The organism is Saccharothrix sp. NBAS 001 (assembly GCF_056640475.1).
In genome coordinates this window covers 7,542,670-7,558,926 of sequence record NZ_CM153251.1, presented here as the reverse complement: position 1 = coordinate 7,558,926, position 16,257 = coordinate 7,542,670, and the positions used below count along the sequence as shown (strand labels likewise).

Below are 16,257 nucleotides of genomic sequence, written 5' to 3'. Positions count from 1 at the left end.
GGGCGGTTATGGCCAAGCGCATCGACGTGAAGGACCTCAACCTGTTCTACGGCAAGTTCCACGCCGTGGACGGAGTTTCGCTTGCCGTGCCGCCGAAGAACGTGACCGCGTTCATCGGCCCGTCCGGTTGCGGCAAGTCCACCGTGCTGCGGTCGCTGAACCGCATGCACGAGGTGGCCCCCGGCGCGCGGGTGGAGGGCAAGGTCCTCCTCGACGGCGAGGACATCTACGCCTCGACCATCGACCCGGTGCAGGTGCGGCGCACCATCGGCATGGTGTTCCAGCGCCCCAACCCGTTCCCGACCATGTCGATCCGGGACAACGTGGTCGCGGGCCTCAAGCTGGCCGGCGAGCGGAGCAAGAAGAAGCTCGACGAGGTGGCCGAGCGCTCGTTGCGCGGGGCGAACCTGTGGAACGAGGTCAAGGACCGCCTCGACCGGCCGGGCGGCGGCCTGTCCGGTGGTCAGCAGCAGCGGCTGTGCATCGCGCGGGCGATCGCCGTGCAGCCCGACGTGCTGCTGATGGACGAGCCGTGCTCGGCCCTGGACCCGATCTCCACGCTGGCGATCGAGGACCTGATCACCGAGCTGAAGAAGGAGTACACGATCGTCATCGTGACCCACAACATGCAGCAGGCGGCGCGGGTCAGCGACCAGACCGCGTTCTTCAACCTGCTGGGTGTCGGTCAGCCGGGCCGGCTGATCGAGGTGGACGACACCGAGAAGATCTTCTCCAACCCCAGCCAGAAGGCCACCGAGGACTACATCTCGGGCCGCTTCGGCTGAACCGGCCGACCCCGGTCGAGGGGCCTTCCCGCCGTTGCGGGAGGGCCCCTCGCCTTTTGTGGCCCTCATCACCCTCCAGGGTGACCAACTGCTCCCGACGTGTGACGGCTGGAACCGGCCGGATCCGGGCCTCGTCATAGTCAAGACATGTCCTGACGTGCGCGGTACCGTGCTCGGTAGGAATCGCGTGATCGCAGGGGGTAGTGGTGCCGGCAGAGGGAGCGTGGAGCGCCCAGTCCATGCGGGCCATGACGGCCAACATGCAGGGACTCAAGCAGGCGGCGGAGTCCGGCTCGTTCGCCATCAAGCAGTCGGGCGCCGATGCCTACATCAAGGCCATCGACGACGCCGAGTTCGAGCTGAACGCCATGGCGGTCTCGCTTCAGCGCGTTCAGCAGGACACCAAGCTCGGTACCAGCCCCGACGCGCAGTCCATGAGCCGCTACAACGCGGAGAGCGCGAACGGCGGCGCGGGTACCACCGGGATCGTTCCCGCGATCAACGAGTTGCGCACAGCGCTCCAGGACGCGAAGGTCGCCCTCCAGCAGGCGGTCAAGAACTACCGGGAAGTCGACGACGCGGCGGCCAGTGGCCTCAAGCGCTACTGAGATGGGAATGCAGTTGACCAGGAACCGCGTGACCCGATCGATCCTGCCGATCGCGATGATCGGTCTGGTGGTGGCGGGCTGCACGACGAAAGAGCCCGGTGACCCCACGTCGAGCGGTGCGACGGGCACGACCTCGACATCCGTGAAGCCGACCACGACGAGTTCCTCGTCGGCCGGCGGCGACCTGGCCGGCTTCGACGCGTGCGCCCAGTTGAACGCGTTGGCGGGGCAGTTCTCGCTGTCCAAGATCGAGAAGGACGGCGCGAGGGGCTGCAAGGCGCGTTGGGGCTCGACGACCACCGCGATCGGGCTGAACGTCCTGCCGGAACTCGGGCTCGACGACGTCGAAATCGGCCCGTCGGGCCGCGCCTCCAAGATCGAGATCGGTGCTCACGAGGCGAAGAAGGTCGAGGCCGGGCTGACCGCCAACTCGTGCCTGATCGCGCTCGCGGTCTCCGCCAAGTCGAGGGTCGACGTCTACGGCGAGGCCACCGGCTCGGTCGCGGAGTCGTGCGACGCCGCGAAACAGGTCGCCACCGCCGTCGAACCGAAGCTGCCCAAGTAAGTAAGGAGTAGAGCCGTGGCACCGCCCAACTCGCAGCAGCAGAACCCCAACGCGACCAAGGTCGTCTACGCCGGGCAGACCGACGCGGAGTTGCGCGCCGAGTACGACAAGGCGGTCAAGGAGAACCCCGGCTTCCTCGGCACCTTCGCCACGATCGACGACTACATCCGCTGGAAGGCGCAGTCCGCGAAGAACCAGCAGGAGCAGCAGACCCACCTGAAAGAGGTGGTCGAGAACTACCGGCCGCCGATGACGCCGTCGGGCTCCTTCTACATGGGGCGCTCGCACGAAGAGCTCAAGTCGATGGTCACCGACAACATGGCGCCCGGCACCGCCAACGAGCAGGGCGAGGCGTGGACCAAGATCGGCAACACGCTGGTCGACCTCCAGGACAACCTGAGCAAGGCGACCGAGGCCAGCAAGGGCGCGTGGCAGGGCAACGCGGCGTCGTCCGCGCAGGGCTACTTCACGAACATGGCCACGTGGTCGGGCAACGCGGCGCAGGGCGCGCAGCTCACCGGCAACAAGCTCTACGAGCAGAGCCAGGCCGCCGAGACGGCCAAGACGAACATGCCGGAGCCGGTCAAGTTCAGCACGGCCGACGCCTACAAGATGTTCTTCGCCGAGCCCAACCCGTTCAAGTGGGCCGAGACGATCGACAAGATCGAGCAGAAGTTCGAGGAGAAGCAGCAGGCGCACGAGCGCGCGGCCGAGGTCATGACGAACATGTCGACCTCGTTCCAGGAGTCCGGCTCGACGATGCCCGCGTTCTCCCCGCCGCCGCCCATGGAGGGTTCCGGCGGCGGTGACCCGGGTCAGCCCGGCAAGCCCGGCGACCCCGGCATCGGCGGACGTCCGTCCATTCCGGATGGTCCCGGCGGTACCGGCGGCACCGGGATGAACGGCATCCCCGGGCCCGGCGGCGGCACGGGTGGTGGCAACACCAACCAGTCCGGCTGGACGCCCGGCGGTGGCGGCGGCGGTGGTGGCAACGGCGGCATCCCCGGTCCCGGCGGTGGTGGTGGCGGTGGCGGCGGTCTGCCCGGCGGTGGCGGCTGGATCCCCGGTGGCGGGGGTGGCGGCGGCACCGGCGGTGGAGGCGGCGGTGGTGGCGGTGGCAACCGACCGCCCGGCATCCCCGGACCCGGCCAGCGGCCCGGCATCCCCGGTCCCGGCGGCCGGGGCGGTCTGCCCGGCGGTGGTGGCCCCGGTGGCGGTGGCGGTGGTGCCGGCGGTGGTCGTGGTGGCGGCGCGGGTGGCCTCGGCGGTGGTCCGGGCGGCATGGCCGCAGCCGGACGCGGTGGTGGTCTCGGCGGCGGGTTCGGGCCCGGTGGCGGCGCGGGCGTGCTCGGTGAGGCCGGTCGCGCGGGCGCGGGTGGCTTCGGGCCGTCCGGTGGCGGTGCCGGTGGTCTCGGCGGTGCGGGTGGTGCCGGCGGTGGTCGCGGTGGTGCCGCGGGCATGGGCGGCATGGGCGGTGCCGGGCACGGCGGCCAGGGCGAGGAGGACAAGGAGCACAAGTCCGCGTCCTACCTGGTCGAGACCGAGGACGTGTTCGGCGACGGTACGATGGTCGCGCCCCCGGTCATCGGCGGGTGACGGTGTTCTCGTTCGCCCTGTCCCACGCGGCCGCCGACATGCTCTGGGAAGACCTCAAGCTCGGCAGCCGGCCCTACCCGTTCGACTTCCCGTACCTCGGCCAGACGTTCGACGAGCGGCGCGGCATCCGCAACGCCGTCTACAACGACCTGGAGTCCCGTGGCCTGGCCCGGCGCGGCCGGGTCGCGGCCGAGGTCGAGGAGGCGCTGAACCTGTTGGTGCGCTTCGACTACTCGCTGAACGCGGTCGCGTCGCTGGACCCGAAGAACGTGGAGCGCCAGCTCCTCGCCCGCGCCGGGGCGAAGGGTGAGCTGGCGGTGCTCGCGGTGCTCGACGACCGCCAGATGAAGATCGACACGATGCGGTCGGCGGCGCTGCTGCGCGCGGTGGTGGACCTGATCCCGCAGTCCCGGCCGGGTCCGGGCCAGTCGCTCACGGTCCCGATGCCGTCCTCCGCCCCGCCGCCCCCGCCGCGCCGCGACGAGGACTTCGGCAGCGCGACGTTCACCAGCGCCATGGCCCCGAGGTCCGCCGCGACCTCGCAGGTCCGCGCGCTGGAGGCGACGTTCGAACGGCCTCGGCTGCGCGCCGGGCAGTTCGGCGTCACGGTGCGCGGCCGGCACGGCCGGGAGCAGCGCGCACCGCAGGTCGCCTGGTTCGACAACGACCAGGGCCGCTACATGTCGCAGACCCGGCAGGGCCAGGACGGCCAGAAGTGGCTCACCCACGCCCCCGCCGACAACGCGCGCATCGCCGCCCAGCTCGCCCAGGAGCTGGGTGGTCTGCTCAACTAGCCCGATCCTGGGCCCGGAAACGAAAAGTCGGCCCCGACCGGGATCCGGTCGGGGCCGACTGTCCGAAGTGGTCAGTCGTCGAGGTCGCCGCCGTAGCCGGGCATCCGGCCGGTGACGACGAAGACGGTCCGCTTGGCCACCGACACCGCGTGGTCGGCGAAGCGCTCGTAGAACCGGCCCAGCAGCGTGGTGTCCACAGCGGACGGAACGCCGTGCGGCCACTCCTTGTCCATGATCACCGTGAACAGGTGCCGGTGCAGGTCGTCCATCGCGTCGTCCGCGTCTTCCAGCGAACGCGCGCGCTCCACGTCCTGCGTGCGGATGATGTCGGTGGCCTCCCTGGCGAGGTGGACCGCGATGCGACCCATCTCGGCGAAGTACGGCTCGACGGTGTCGGACAGCACGTGGTTGGGGTGCCGGCGGCGCGCGGCCTTCGCCACGTGCAGTGCCAGGTCGCCCATGCGCTCGACGCTTTCCGCGGCGTGGATCACCGCGAGCACGATGCGCAGGTCGGTCGCGACCGGCGCCTGGAGAGCGAGCAGCGCGTACGCCTGCTCCTCGATGTTGGCGCGGACGTCGTCGATCTTGACGTCGTCGCCGATCACCTGCTCGGCCAGGCCGAGGTCCGCCTGGAGCAGCGCGGCGGTCGCGCGCTCCATGGCGTCACCGGCCATCCCGCACATGTCGGCGAGCCGGTCGGCGAGCTGTCCTAGCTGGTCGTGGTAGGCCTCACGCATGGCCGTAGCCTACGTGCAGGTTGTCGCAGTAGCGACATACCCCGGTTAACCACGGGTGAACCCAAGACGTCCAGATGGTCACTGCGGGAGTCGGGTGGTCACTCTACGGCGCGCACGGGTCCTTCCCCGCGTTCACCACGTCCAGGTCGGGTGGCGGTGCGGTCTTGCCGGGTTCGCCGTTCCCGGCCCCCTGCGGCGCGACGATCTTCTCGTCCCAGCCGGGACCGATGAGCAGCGTCACCGCCCCGCCCTGCGCCTCGTCGACCTCCAACGTGGCACCGGGGATCGCGGCCGCGAGCGTGAACGCCGTGTCCTCGCCCCCGACGCCGTACTTGATGACGGTCTTGCCGGCCGGGTCGCCGGTGCCGCTGTTGACCACGTCGAAACCCAGTTCCAGCAACGCGTTCTTGGTCCGGTTGGCGGCACCTTCGTTGTTCGCGTCGCCGTTGAACACCTGGACCTTGAGGCCCTTGGGGTCGATCACCTTGCCCTGCTTGGGGCCCGCGGGCTTGGGCGTGGTGGTCTTGCCCGGGTCGGCGGGGTTCGCGGCGGCGGGCGTCTCGTCGGGCAGCGGCGTGCCGTCGATGACCGCCTGGAACAACGCCTTGGTGGCGTCCATCTTCAGCATCTCGACGTTGTCGTTGGGCGACAGCGTCGGGCCCTCGTCGGTGTAGTGCGGCACCGTCACGAACGTGACCCGCCCGGCTTCGATGCCCTGCAACGACTGCGCGAGCGTCAGCATGTCCTTCACGCCGATGTTCTGACCCACGGTGGACGCCGCGAACGCGTTCAGGAAGCCGTTGAGCTTGCCCGGGTTCAGCAGCATCTCGGTGGACAACGCCGTGCGCAGCAAGGAGGACAGGAACTTCTGCTGCCGGGTGATCCGGTCGTAGTCGCCGAGGTCCTCGTTCTTCACCTTGCGGGCGCGCACGTAGTCGAGCGCCTTCTGGCCGTCGATCTCGTACTGGCCGGGCTTGTCGAAGATCATGCCCAGCTCGCCGTCGTCCATCACCTTCGGCACGCAGACCTTGATCTTGCCGACCGAGTCCACCATCCCCTTGAACCCGTTGAAGTCCACGGAGATGAAGTGGTTGATGGTCAACCCGGTCAGCTCGGTCATGAAGTTGGACACGCAGCGCGGCCCGCCGTCGGAGTACGCCTGGTTCGCCTTGACGCCCTTCAGCGGGGGCAGCGTCTTGCCGGTGTACTCGGCGGTCTGCGGGTTCCACTCCTCGCACTCGGGCCGGGTGATCTGGAGGTCGCGCGGCACCGACACCACGACCACGCGTTTGCGGTCGGCCGGGATGTGGGCCAGCATCAGGACGTCCGAGCGCGCGCCGGGCTCGGCTTCGGAATCGCCGACCCCGTCCTCGGCCTTCGCGCCGGCCCGGGTGTCCGACCCGACGATGAGGAAGTTCTCGTCCCCCAACTGCTTCTCGGCTTCGTGCACCGCGGCGGAGTTGGTGTTGAGGGCGTCGATCTCGGTGATCTTGCTGTCCACGTAGAACATCACGCCCCAGCCGAGGCCGGTCGCGACGAACACCAGCACGGCCGCGGTCAGCGACAGCACCTTGACCACGCGGACGATCTTGCTGTGCTTCGGGGTGCGCGCCGGGCGGCTCGGCGTGTCGGGGTCCTCACCGTCCACTGAGGACGTGTAGACGGTCGCTTCCTCGTCGTGCTCGACCTTCCACGGCATGAGCTTCTGCCGGCGCTCCTTGCGCTGGCGCTCCTGCTCGGCGAGTTCGTCGTGCACGGCGGAGAACCGGGCGAGCGTGTGGTCGACCTCGCGACGCTTCTTGACGTCGTCGCTGATGGCCTCCATCTCGGTGGTCAGGCTGGCGGGGTCGATCTGGTCCCGCCGCTCAGGTCCGCCGGCAGGCACGCTCAACCGCCCGGAGATGTCCCCTCCGGCGGGCGCACCCTCGGCGAGCCGTCGAGGCCCGGACCCGTCCGGCCCACCTTCGGCCAGGCGGCGAGGTCCGGATCCGTCGGGACCACCTTCGGCGAGTCGACGCGGCCCGGTGCCCTCGGGCGCGCCTTCGGCGAGCCTGCGGGGTCCGGATCCGTCCGGCCCGCCTTCGGCGAGTCGACGCGGCCCGGAACCGTCGGGACCACCTTCGGCGAGCCTGCGGGGTCCGCTGCCGTCCGGTCCGCCTTCAGCCGGGCGACGCGGGGCGTTGGGGCCTTCGGGGGCGAGTCGGCGCGGGCCGGACCCGTCCGGCCCGCCCTCGGGACGCCGGGGTGCGTTGGGGCCGCCTTCGGCCAGGCGGCGTGGCCCGGAGCCGTCCGGGCCGCCTTCAGGACGTCGAGGGCCGTTGGGAGCCCCCTCGGCGAGCCTCCTCGGCCCGCCGTCGGGTCCACCATCCGCAGGCCGCCGCTGAGCGGGGCCGCCTTCGGCCAACCGGCGCGGGTCGGGACCGTCGGGCGCGCCTTCGGCGAGTCGACGGGGCCCGGTGCCCTCGGGCGCGCCTTCGGCGAGCCTGCGGGGTCCGCTGCCATCCGGCCCGCCTTCGGCGAGTCGGCGAGGTCCATTGCCCTCGGGCGCACCTTCGGCCAGGCGGCGTGGCCCGCTGCCGTCAGGTCCGCTCTCAGGGAGCCGGCGCGGTCCGGTGCCGTCAGGTCCGCCTTCGGCCAGACGGCGGGGTCCGGTGTTGCCCTCGGCGGGGCGGCGACCGCCCTCAGGTCCGGCGAGCCGCCGGGGGCCGCTGCCGTCCGGTCCACCGGCAGGGCCGGGCAACGGACCGTTGGGGACGCCGTTGGTGCCAGGAGCGTGAGTGCCGGGAGCTTGGGGGCCGGGAGCTTGGGGGCCGGGAGCGCCGGGGACCGGCGGGGGCGGCAGGGGGCGGCGGCCGGTGGCCTCCGGGCGTTGCGGCTCGTCGGGCGCGTACCGCCGGCCGGGCGCACCCTCCGGCCGTGGCCGGCGACCCGTGGCCTCGGGCCGGGCCACGTCGTCCGGGCCGGGACGGCGGTTGTCGGGCGCACCGCGCCGGGCGGGGTCCTCGGGGGACGGCGCGGCGCGGCGGCCGGTGCTCTCGGGTGACGGCGTGAACGCGTCGGGCAGCGCCCGTCGCCCGGTCTCCTCGCGCGCCGGAGCGCGCCGTGCGTCGTCGACCGGGGCGAAGCCCTCGGGCCTGGCCCGACGTCCGGTGTCCTCGGGAGCGGGGCGCGACCGTCGTCCGGTGTCCTCGGGCGACACCTCGGGCCGTGCGCGCCGTCCGGTCTCCTCGGGGGTGGGCCGTGCGCGGCGGCCGGTGCCCTCGGGCGGTGCGACCGGCGGCACGGCCGGTGGCTGCGCGACCGGGGGTGGGGTGACCGGCGGAGGCGGTGCGGTCGGTCGTGCGCGGCGGCCGGTGCTCTCGGGAGGTGCGGACCTGGCACGGCGGCCGGTGTCCTCCGGGGACGCCTGGCGCGCGCGCCGGCCGGTCTCCCGGGGAGCGTCGGTGGACGGTGCGAAGTGGTCCGCAGCGCGGTGGCCGTCCTCGGGGGACGGTCCTCGGCTGTCCTCGGGCGCGGCCCTCCGCCCGGTCGGCTGCTCCGGGCCCGCGGGTTCGGGTCTGCGGCCGTCCGGCGGCACGGGACGCGGGATGTTCGTGCGGCTGTGCTGTTCGAGCAGCTCGGAAACGCTCAGACCGCCGCCGCCCTCCAGCGACCTGCGTCGACGCCCGGTCGGCTGGTCGTCCTGCGGGGGCTGCTCACCTCGGGGTCCGGGGCCGCCACGGCGGGGCTCGTCGGGCACCCGGTCTCCCTTCAACCTTGGTCAGTAGCGGGTCGTCATCACGAGTTGACGACATCAAGGACACATTGGTTGCACCAACGGCGTGTCACTTGCCTTGGCGATACTACGGATGACCGCCAGTCCTGACGACCACTCCCGGTGATACAGGGGTCGCGCCTACCCGATTGCGCGCAGCCTGCTACGCCCGAACGGGTGAGCTGCCACTACGCCTCAGTAACCGGCAACCCGCGATTCGGCGATTCCACGTCGTCCGGCGGCAGCGCCCGCGAGGCGAACCCGGCCGTTCTCCCGATAGGCGACGGCGTTCCGTCCTGACTGCTTGGCGGTGTAGAGCAGGCTGTCCGCGCGGAGCAGTTGCTGTTCGGGTGCGACCGGAGGACGCGTCGGCGAGTCCCCCGCCGGAGGCTCATAAGCCAACCCGATGCTGACGGTCACTCGCAAACCGGGTGCCAGTGAAGCCCAGGCGTGACGCTCGACACGCGTTCGCGCCGATTCGGCGATCTCCACGCCCGCTGCGGCGTCCACGCCCGGCAGCACCAGCACGAACTCCTCGCCGCCGTAACGGGCGCAGAAACCGCCCTCCGGCAGCTCCTCCTGCAACAGCTCCACCACGCGCCGCAACACCCGGTCACCCAGGAGGTGCCCGAACGTGTCATTGACCTGCTTGAACCAGTCCAGGTCGATCAGCGCGATGGCCAGCCCGGCCGCAGTCGTGCCGTGGTCGGCGACCATGCCCAGCAGCCGCTGGTCCAGGTAGCGGCGGTTGTAGCTGTCGGTCAGGCTGTCCCGGAGGCTCTGCTCGCGCGCCTCGGCGTGCTCGCGGCGCAGCCGGTCCACCTCGCGGCGCAGCTGCTCGGGCACCTGCGGCTGTTCGTCCTGGTCGGCGTAGACGAGGTCGAACGCGGACCGCAGGTGCTGGTACGCCTGCCGCCACTGGCCCCGGGAGGCGAGCAGCGCGGCGATCGACTCGTGCAGCTGCACCAGGCCGGTGCCCTCCGACGCGGGCCGGGGCCGTTCGGGGCCGCCGTCGCTGTCGAAATCGGCGACTTCGGGTCGCAGTGCGGTCATCGCGCTCACCTCCCTACTTGCCAAGGTGTCGTCTCGTAGGAGGCGGCGCTTGAGCCGGCGGGACGCGTCTCAGGGGGATTTCCCTCGACTGGTTGACCGTGCACTGCTCCGAACTGGTGACGTTCAGTGATCAACAAGCCGGAGCGTGCGCCGTGCGTGGTCGTCGGGCCCTCGGTCGCGGCGACCCCGGTGAACCGGGTCGGACGTCCAGTCTGCGCCAGACCGTCAGTCGGCGCACGGCGCGAAGCCGTAGGTCTTCCCGTTGAGCAGGACGAGGTGCTGCGAGCCGATCTGGCTGCCGACCTCGATGCCGTCCTGGAGGACGGTCACCGTCACCGCGACCACCACTACCACGCCGCGCGGGTGCCGGTCCTTGCCCGGCGGCGTCCAATCCGGGTCCAACCGCAGCGTCGACATGGTCGGCTGCACCCTGATCGTGCCGTCCGGGAGCTTGCAGGTGCCCTCGCGGAAGTCCGGGTGCTGGGTGTCGGCGAGCAGTTCGCGCTGCTGCGCCACGCCCTGCGTACCGGCCTCGTTGAGCGCGGTGAAGTAGCTGGTCACGAGGGCGCGCTCGACGTCGGTGATCTGGAGCGGTTTGGCCGTCCCGGTGACCTGCGACCCGCACCCGGCCAGCGCGAGGACGCACAGCACCGCTGTTACGACACGCGTCACCGGCTCAGCCGCCCGAGTGCATGTCTTCGGCGGACGGCGTCATCGCGTCCTCGGGGTCGTCCAGCCAGCCCTCCGGCAGCACGACCTTCGCGGGCGAGCCCTGTCGGCCGCGCGGGCCCTCGGCGTCCTGCGGGAACGGCGCGCCCGGGTCGAGCCCGCCGAGCAGGTCGTCCAGCTCGGTCAGCGTGGACACCATGGCGAGGCTGCGCCGCAGCTCCGCGCCCACCGGGAACCCCTTCAAGTACCAGGCCATGTGTTTGCGCAGGTCACGCAGGCCCTTCTGCTCGCCGAGGTGTGCCGCGAGCAGCCGCCCGTGGCGGCCCAGGATCTCCGCGACCCGCCCCAGCGACGGCCCGGCCGGGACCGGCTCGCCCCGGAACGCGGCCTGGAGTTCGCCGAACAGCCACGGCCGCCCCAGGCAGCCGCGCCCGACGACCACGCCGTCGCACCCGGTCCGGGCGACCATGTCCAGCGCGTCCTGCGCGCTGAAGATGTCGCCGTTGCCGAGCACCGGGACGGTCGTCACGGCCTCCTTGAGCCGCGCGATCGCCGTCCAGTCGGCCTGCCCGGAGTACCGCTGGGCGGCCGTGCGGGCGTGCAGGGCGACGGCCCGCGCGCCCTCGTCCTCGGCGATGCGCCCGGCGTCGAGGTAGGTGAGGTGCTCGTCGTCGATGCCGATCCGGAACTTGACCGTCACCGGCACCCCGGCGGGCTCGGCGGCCCGCACCGCGGCCCGCACGATCTGCCGGAACAACTGCCGCTTGTACGGCAGCGCCGCCCCGCCGCCCTTGCGGGTGACCTTGGGGACGGGGCAGCCGAAGTTCATGTCGATGTGGTCGGCGCGGTCCTCGCCGACGATCAGCTTGGTCGCCTCGCTCATCGACGTCGGGTCGACGCCGTAGAGCTGGAGCGAGCGCGGGTGCTCGTCCTCGCCGAACGTGATCATCTCCATGGTCTTGGAGTCGCGTTCGACGATCGCGCGGGCGGTGATCATCTCGCACACGTAGAGCGAGGTCGGGCTGCCGAACTCGCGGCAGAGCTGCCGGAACGCCACGTTCGTGATGCCCGCCATCGGTGCGAGCACGACGGCGGGATCGACCGCGTAGGGGCCGATCTTCAACGTGGGGGCTGCCGAAAGCACGTGCTCCAGGGTAGCCCGACCGGGTCGCCGTTCTGCCGATCGAACCGCAGCCGCGTGGGTGGCGTCGCCCTCGTCCGGCGGCCGGGTGTGGCGCGGCCCACGGTGGCCGGAAACGGACAGCGCCCGTCCGGCCTATCGCGGCCGGCGTCGACCCGGTGCCACGCTGGAGCGGTCCGAGTTCGTCTGCTCCTGACTCGGTGGCCGATCGGGTCGATCAGCCGGCCGTGGAGGCGCAGGCGTTCTTTCTTCCGCACGGCGGAGCGCGGGCGCGCCGGACCAGGTGCCGAGCGCGTCCCCTTCGCCATCAGAAGGAGAGCGCTCCATGCCCACCGTCACCCAACTGCTCCTCAGCGGACCTGTCCCGATCGTGACAGCGGCCGTCGTCCTGAGATACGGGCCCATCGCCGTGGTGTTCCTCGTCGCCGGGGTCGTGGCCGTGCTGGTGCCCGGCCCACGCGGCGCGCGAGCCCTGGCCGTCCTGCGGCTGCTGCGCACGACCGCCACCCGACGCACCCGCCTGACCACCACCCGCTGACGCTCCGCCGGCCGTGGTCCGGCCCGGACACAGCCCAGCCCCCGACGCCGGCCCGGCCAGCCGAAGCCGGACCTGCCGAAGCCGGACCTGCCGAAGCCGGACCTGCCGAGGCCAGGCCGGCCGGCACCCGTCAGGAGCCGGAACCGCCGCAACCCGGCCGGTCGGTGCTGTCTGCACGCCGAAGCCCCACCCGCGACGTGCCGACAGCTCTGACCACCCCGACCGCCTTACGTCTCGGTCCGCCTTACGTCTCGGTCCGCCACGCCTCGACCCACTGCCACATCCAGCGCGACTGCTCCTACGGATCCACGAACCCCCGCAGTGCCCTCAGCTCCCCATCCACCCCCTCTCCGGCGCGCTCACGGCGCCAACCCCCAGTCGTTGCACCTCATGAAGTGGCCCGGCGGGTACTCGAACTCGACCTCGCCCACCAACTCGAACCCGAGCTTGCGGCACACCGCGTTGGACGCCCCGTGATCGACGGACGGGAACGCGCGCACCCAGCGGTCCGGCGCGGTCTGCCGGGCCTGTTCCACGACGGCGGTGGCCGCGGCCACCGCCACCCCTCGGCCCTGGAACTCCGGCAGCACGCTCCACCCCACCTCGTGCACCGTCTCGCCCTGCCACTCCTTCTCCCAGAACCCCACGCTGCCCGCCGTCACGCCGTCCACCACGACGCGGTACATCTGTCCTCCGGCCGGCACCAGGTAGCGCCCGTGGCGGGAGACGACCTTCTCCTCGGGCTCCGGCCCGCCGAGGTGGGTGGTCATCTCCGGTGTGTTGAGCCGGTGCAGGAGGTCCAGGCCCTCCTCGGACCAGGGCTCGATGCGGATGTTCGCGGTCATGGGGTCACTCTGCCGGCGGGGTACGACAATCGGCCTGTTCGCGCAGTTCAGGTGCCATTTGGCGGAAACCGGACGGCAGCTCGCCGGGTGATCGCCGACCTCTCGTGGTCGGGCGTTCCGGCGGAGTTCACCGCCCGCCCCTACCTTCGACTTGACCGCAGATCGGTCTATACCTGTTACCAAAAGGAGGCAGGGTGCGAGGCAAACTCGCGTTGGTGCTGGCGTTGGCCGCCGCAGTGGTGGCCGTGCCGACCGCGAACGCCGCGCCGAAGGTCCCCAAGGTGCTCCTCATCGGCCTTGACGGTGCGCGCTACGACAAACTGCTCGCCGCCGACACCCCTAACGTGCACGCGTTGGCGCAGCGGGGCCTTTCGTCCCGCAGCGCGCTCTACGGCTCCGGTATGGCGTCCACGCTCAGCGGCCCCGGCTGGTCGAGCATCCTGACCGGCGTCTGGCCCGACAAGCACAAGGTCAAGGACAACTCCTTCTCCGGCAACGTCCTCACGAACTTCCCGAGCTGGCTGGCGCGCGCCCAGACCGCGAAGCCCGCTCTCGACACGTACGCCGCCGTCGACTGGAAGCCCATCGGCGACCGCATCCTCCGCGACGGCCAGGACCGCAAGTTCGTGCTCGACGGCGACAGCGCCGGTTACGAGGGCTCGGACGAGAAAGTCGCCGTGGACGCCGAGAAGCACCTCGCGAACGACCCTGCGGACGCGTCGTTCGTCTACTTCGGCCAGACGGACATCGCGGGCCACGACCACGGCGCGGACTCCGCTCAGTACCAGGCGACGCTGCGCACCGACGACGCGCTCATCGGACGTCTGTTGCGTGCGATCGAGTCCCGCCCGTCTTACGCCAACGAAGACTGGCTGATCATGCTCTCCACCGACCACGGGCACACGGCGTCCGGTGGACACGGCGGCGACACACCGGAAGAACGCATGACGTTCGTGATCGCCGCAGGCGGCGGTGTGCCCACGGGGACGCCTAACGCGCAACCGAAGATCGTGGACATCGCGGCGACCGCGCTGCGGCACCTCGGCGTCACCGCGTCGTTGGACGGCTATCCGCTCGGGGCAGCGCCGCCCGACCCGTTCGACTCGGCGACGTTGAAGCCGCGCCAGGACGAGACGGGCGTGCCCGCGTCCGTGCTCGGCTGGACCCACCAGGGGCCGGCCGGGTGGAGCGTGCGGACCACCGCGCCGCAGGGCGTGGCCGAGTGGCAGGGCTGGTCGTTCACCACGGACGACTTCTGGACCAGGGCCGCGCCTGGCCAGCAGCGGGAGGCGAACGTGCGGGCGCGCGGCGTGTTCGCGGTCGCCGACCCCGATGAGTGGGACGACAAGGGCTCGCCGTCGTCGTCCGGCAAGTTCGACTCGACCCTCGTGTCGCCGGGCTACGACGTCAGCGGCGCGTCCGCCGTGACGTTGAAGTTCGGTTCCCACTACCGCCAGGAGAACCCGCAGCGCGCGTCGGTGACCGTGGCGTTCGACGGTGGCGCGGAGCGCACGGTGTTGTCTTACGGCTCCGGGACGGCCGATGTGCTCGCGGGCACCGTGTCGTTGAACGTGTCGGTGCCCAGCGGCGCACGGAACATGGTCGTGTCGTGGCGCCTGTACGACGCCGGGAACAACTGGTACTGGGCCGTGGATGCGCCGAGCGTGACCCGCTAGCCCACGTCCCTGCGGAGCAGGTCGTCCTCGGTCTCCGCTTTGACGAGAACCCGCGTAAGGCCGTCCCGCACTCCGATGAGCGCGGGACGGCCCACCTGGTTGTAGTTCGACGCGAGCGAGTGGTGGTACGCACCCGTCACCGGAACAGCGACCACATCACCCGGATGAACGTCCCTCGGCAGCGGGACGTCTGCCGCCAGCACGTCGCCGGCCTCGCAATGCCGCCCGACCAGCGTCATCCGTGCGGTGGGTCCGGTCCGCAACAGTCGAGGCTGGTAGCGGGCCTGGTAGAGCGCGGGGCGGGCGTTGTCGCTCATCCCGCCGTCGACCGCCACGAACGGGTGCTTCACGCTGGTAACCCGGTAGAGGGTCACACCAGCGCGCGCCACAATCGCCCGACCGGGCTCGATGATCAGCTGCGGAACGGGCACCCGGTGTCGTGCGCACTCGTACCGGATCGCCCGCGTAACTCGATCGACGTACCCCGTCAGGTCGAAATCGGGCTCACCGCTCGTGTACGGGACGGCGAACCCACCCCCGAGGTCCAGTTCCCGAATCGGCCGCCCCAACCGGGCGATGAGCGCCACCATCCGCCGAGCCGCCTGCTCGAACGTGGCGACGTGCCGGATCTGCGACCCGACGTGGCAGTGCAGCCCCTCCAAGGTGAGGTCCGGACGTGCGTCGATCCGCCGGACCGCCTCCTCGACCTCGCTCTCCGAAAGCCCGAACTTCTGCCCGTTGTCACCGGTCGCGAGCGCCGGGTGGGTGTCGGCGGCGATCCCCGGCGTCACCCGGAGCAGGACGCTCTGGTCGGTCAGCAGGTCGAGTTCGTGCAGCGAGTCGACCACGATCCGCCCCACCCCGTAGGCGTGCGCGGCCTTGAGGTCCTCGGGCGTCTTGGCGTTGCCGTGCAACAGGATCCGCTCCGCCGGAAACCCGACCGCCCGCGCCACCGCGAGTTCCCCGGCGGAGCAGACGTCCAGCGAAAGCCCCTCCTCCAGCACCCACCGCACCACGGCCTTGCAACTGAGCGCCTTGCTCGCGAACGCCACCCGAGCCCCCGGCAACGCGTCCCGGAAGCGCCGGCACTGCTCGCGCACGACGTTCTCGTCGAGCACGTACGTGGGCGTCCCGAAGGTGGCCGCGATCCACGCCAACCGCCGATCCGACACACCGGGCCACAACCGCTGATCAACTTGAGCAGCCACCGAACACCCCAGCGAAGGCAACAACTCCGTCAACGTCATGCAGCCAGAACACCCCAGCTCAGACCACCCGCACCCCACCCCCGCACACCCTCCTGACACCCAACCCCCACATCTTGTCGCCCCCTGACACCCGTGTGGCGCACACCACGTATGTCACCACCGTCGAACCGCCCGGCCGTCTTCCACTAACCTGGACAGCGGGCCGCTAGCTCAACTGGCAGAGCAGCGGACTTTTAATCCGCGGGTTCGGGGTTCGATCCCCCGGCGGCCCACCAAAGCCCCAGGTCA

14 protein-coding genes and 1 tRNA gene are annotated in these 16,257 nt (G+C 71.3%); 8 read left to right on the top strand and 7 right to left on the bottom strand.

The features are described 5' to 3' along the window. Nucleotides 1-8 precede the first annotated feature (8 nt). From pstB to AC0HI0_RS32880, 5 genes are all read left to right on the top strand, one after another. Nucleotides 9-785, top strand: coding sequence for a phosphate ABC transporter ATP-binding protein PstB (gene pstB, locus AC0HI0_RS32900; protein WP_480927360.1), 777 nt, complete (start codon nucleotides 9-11; stop codon nucleotides 783-785). 248 nt (nucleotides 786-1,033) lie between these two features. Continuing rightward, nucleotides 1,034-1,393, top strand: coding sequence for a hypothetical protein (locus AC0HI0_RS32895; protein ID WP_480927359.1), 360 nt, complete (start codon nucleotides 1,034-1,036; stop codon nucleotides 1,391-1,393). Between the two features lie 28 nt (nucleotides 1,394-1,421). Beyond that, the gene (locus tag AC0HI0_RS32890) at nucleotides 1,422-1,958 is read left to right on the top strand and encodes a DUF3558 family protein (protein WP_480927358.1); all 537 of its coding nucleotides are present in this window, start codon (nucleotides 1,422-1,424) and stop codon (nucleotides 1,956-1,958) included. 15 nt (nucleotides 1,959-1,973) lie between these two features. Then, a complete protein-coding gene (locus AC0HI0_RS32885) occupies nucleotides 1,974-3,554 on the top strand; it encodes a hypothetical protein (protein WP_480927357.1) in 1,581 nt (526 codons plus the stop codon). After that, nucleotides 3,551-4,348 carry an ESX secretion-associated protein EspG gene (locus AC0HI0_RS32880; protein WP_480927356.1) on the top strand — a complete coding sequence of 266 codons (798 nt, stop codon included), beginning with the start codon at nucleotides 3,551-3,553 and terminating at the stop codon, nucleotides 4,346-4,348. The genes AC0HI0_RS32885 and AC0HI0_RS32880 overlap by 4 nt, the downstream gene beginning before the upstream one ends. A gap of 71 nt (nucleotides 4,349-4,419) precedes the next feature. On the opposite strand, the gene phoU is transcribed toward AC0HI0_RS32880, so the two are convergent. The 5 genes from phoU to dusB form a co-directional block, all read right to left on the bottom strand. Continuing rightward, the gene (gene phoU, locus AC0HI0_RS32875) at nucleotides 4,420-5,085 is read right to left on the bottom strand and encodes a phosphate signaling complex protein PhoU (protein ID WP_480927355.1); all 666 of its coding nucleotides are present in this window, start codon (nucleotides 5,083-5,085) and stop codon (nucleotides 4,420-4,422) included. A gap of 103 nt (nucleotides 5,086-5,188) precedes the next feature. Next, on the bottom strand, nucleotides 5,189-6,970 hold the full coding sequence (locus tag AC0HI0_RS32870; RefSeq protein ID WP_480934444.1) for an LCP family protein: 1,782 nt from the start codon (nucleotides 6,968-6,970) through the stop codon (nucleotides 5,189-5,191). A gap of 2,064 nt (nucleotides 6,971-9,034) precedes the next feature. Next, nucleotides 9,035-9,892 (bottom strand): GGDEF domain-containing protein, encoded by an 858-nt coding sequence (locus AC0HI0_RS32865; RefSeq protein ID WP_480927354.1) that lies wholly within the window; start codon nucleotides 9,890-9,892, stop codon nucleotides 9,035-9,037. A gap of 225 nt (nucleotides 9,893-10,117) precedes the next feature. Continuing rightward, entirely contained in the window at nucleotides 10,118-10,564 is a 447-nt protein-coding gene (locus AC0HI0_RS32860) for a hypothetical protein (RefSeq protein ID WP_480927353.1), read from the bottom strand. Between the two features lie 4 nt (nucleotides 10,565-10,568). Then, nucleotides 10,569-11,705 (bottom strand): tRNA dihydrouridine synthase DusB, encoded by a 1,137-nt coding sequence (gene dusB, locus AC0HI0_RS32855; protein ID WP_480927352.1) that lies wholly within the window; start codon nucleotides 11,703-11,705, stop codon nucleotides 10,569-10,571. A 322-nt stretch (nucleotides 11,706-12,027) separates the two neighbouring features. On the opposite strand from dusB, the gene AC0HI0_RS32850 reads away from it, so the two are divergent. Then, on the top strand, nucleotides 12,028-12,240 hold the full coding sequence (locus tag AC0HI0_RS32850) for a hypothetical protein (RefSeq protein WP_480927351.1): 213 nt from the start codon (nucleotides 12,028-12,030) through the stop codon (nucleotides 12,238-12,240). Between the two features lie 359 nt (nucleotides 12,241-12,599). On the opposite strand, the gene AC0HI0_RS32845 is transcribed toward AC0HI0_RS32850, so the two are convergent. Continuing rightward, entirely contained in the window at nucleotides 12,600-13,085 is a 486-nt protein-coding gene (locus AC0HI0_RS32845) for a GNAT family N-acetyltransferase (protein WP_480927350.1), read from the bottom strand. A 194-nt stretch (nucleotides 13,086-13,279) separates the two neighbouring features. Between AC0HI0_RS32845 and AC0HI0_RS32840 the strand changes: the two genes are divergently transcribed. Then, nucleotides 13,280-14,761 (top strand): alkaline phosphatase family protein, encoded by a 1,482-nt coding sequence (locus tag AC0HI0_RS32840; protein ID WP_480927349.1) that lies wholly within the window; start codon nucleotides 13,280-13,282, stop codon nucleotides 14,759-14,761. Here AC0HI0_RS32840 and lysA read toward each other — a convergent pair. Continuing rightward, on the bottom strand, nucleotides 14,758-16,008 hold the full coding sequence (gene lysA, locus AC0HI0_RS32835) for a diaminopimelate decarboxylase (RefSeq protein ID WP_480927348.1): 1,251 nt from the start codon (nucleotides 16,006-16,008) through the stop codon (nucleotides 14,758-14,760). The genes AC0HI0_RS32840 and lysA overlap by 4 nt on opposite strands. A 160-nt stretch (nucleotides 16,009-16,168) precedes the next feature. Here lysA and AC0HI0_RS32830 point away from each other — a divergent pair. Beyond that, nucleotides 16,169-16,244, top strand: a tRNA-Lys gene (locus AC0HI0_RS32830). The last annotated feature ends 13 nt before the right edge of the window (nucleotides 16,245-16,257 follow it).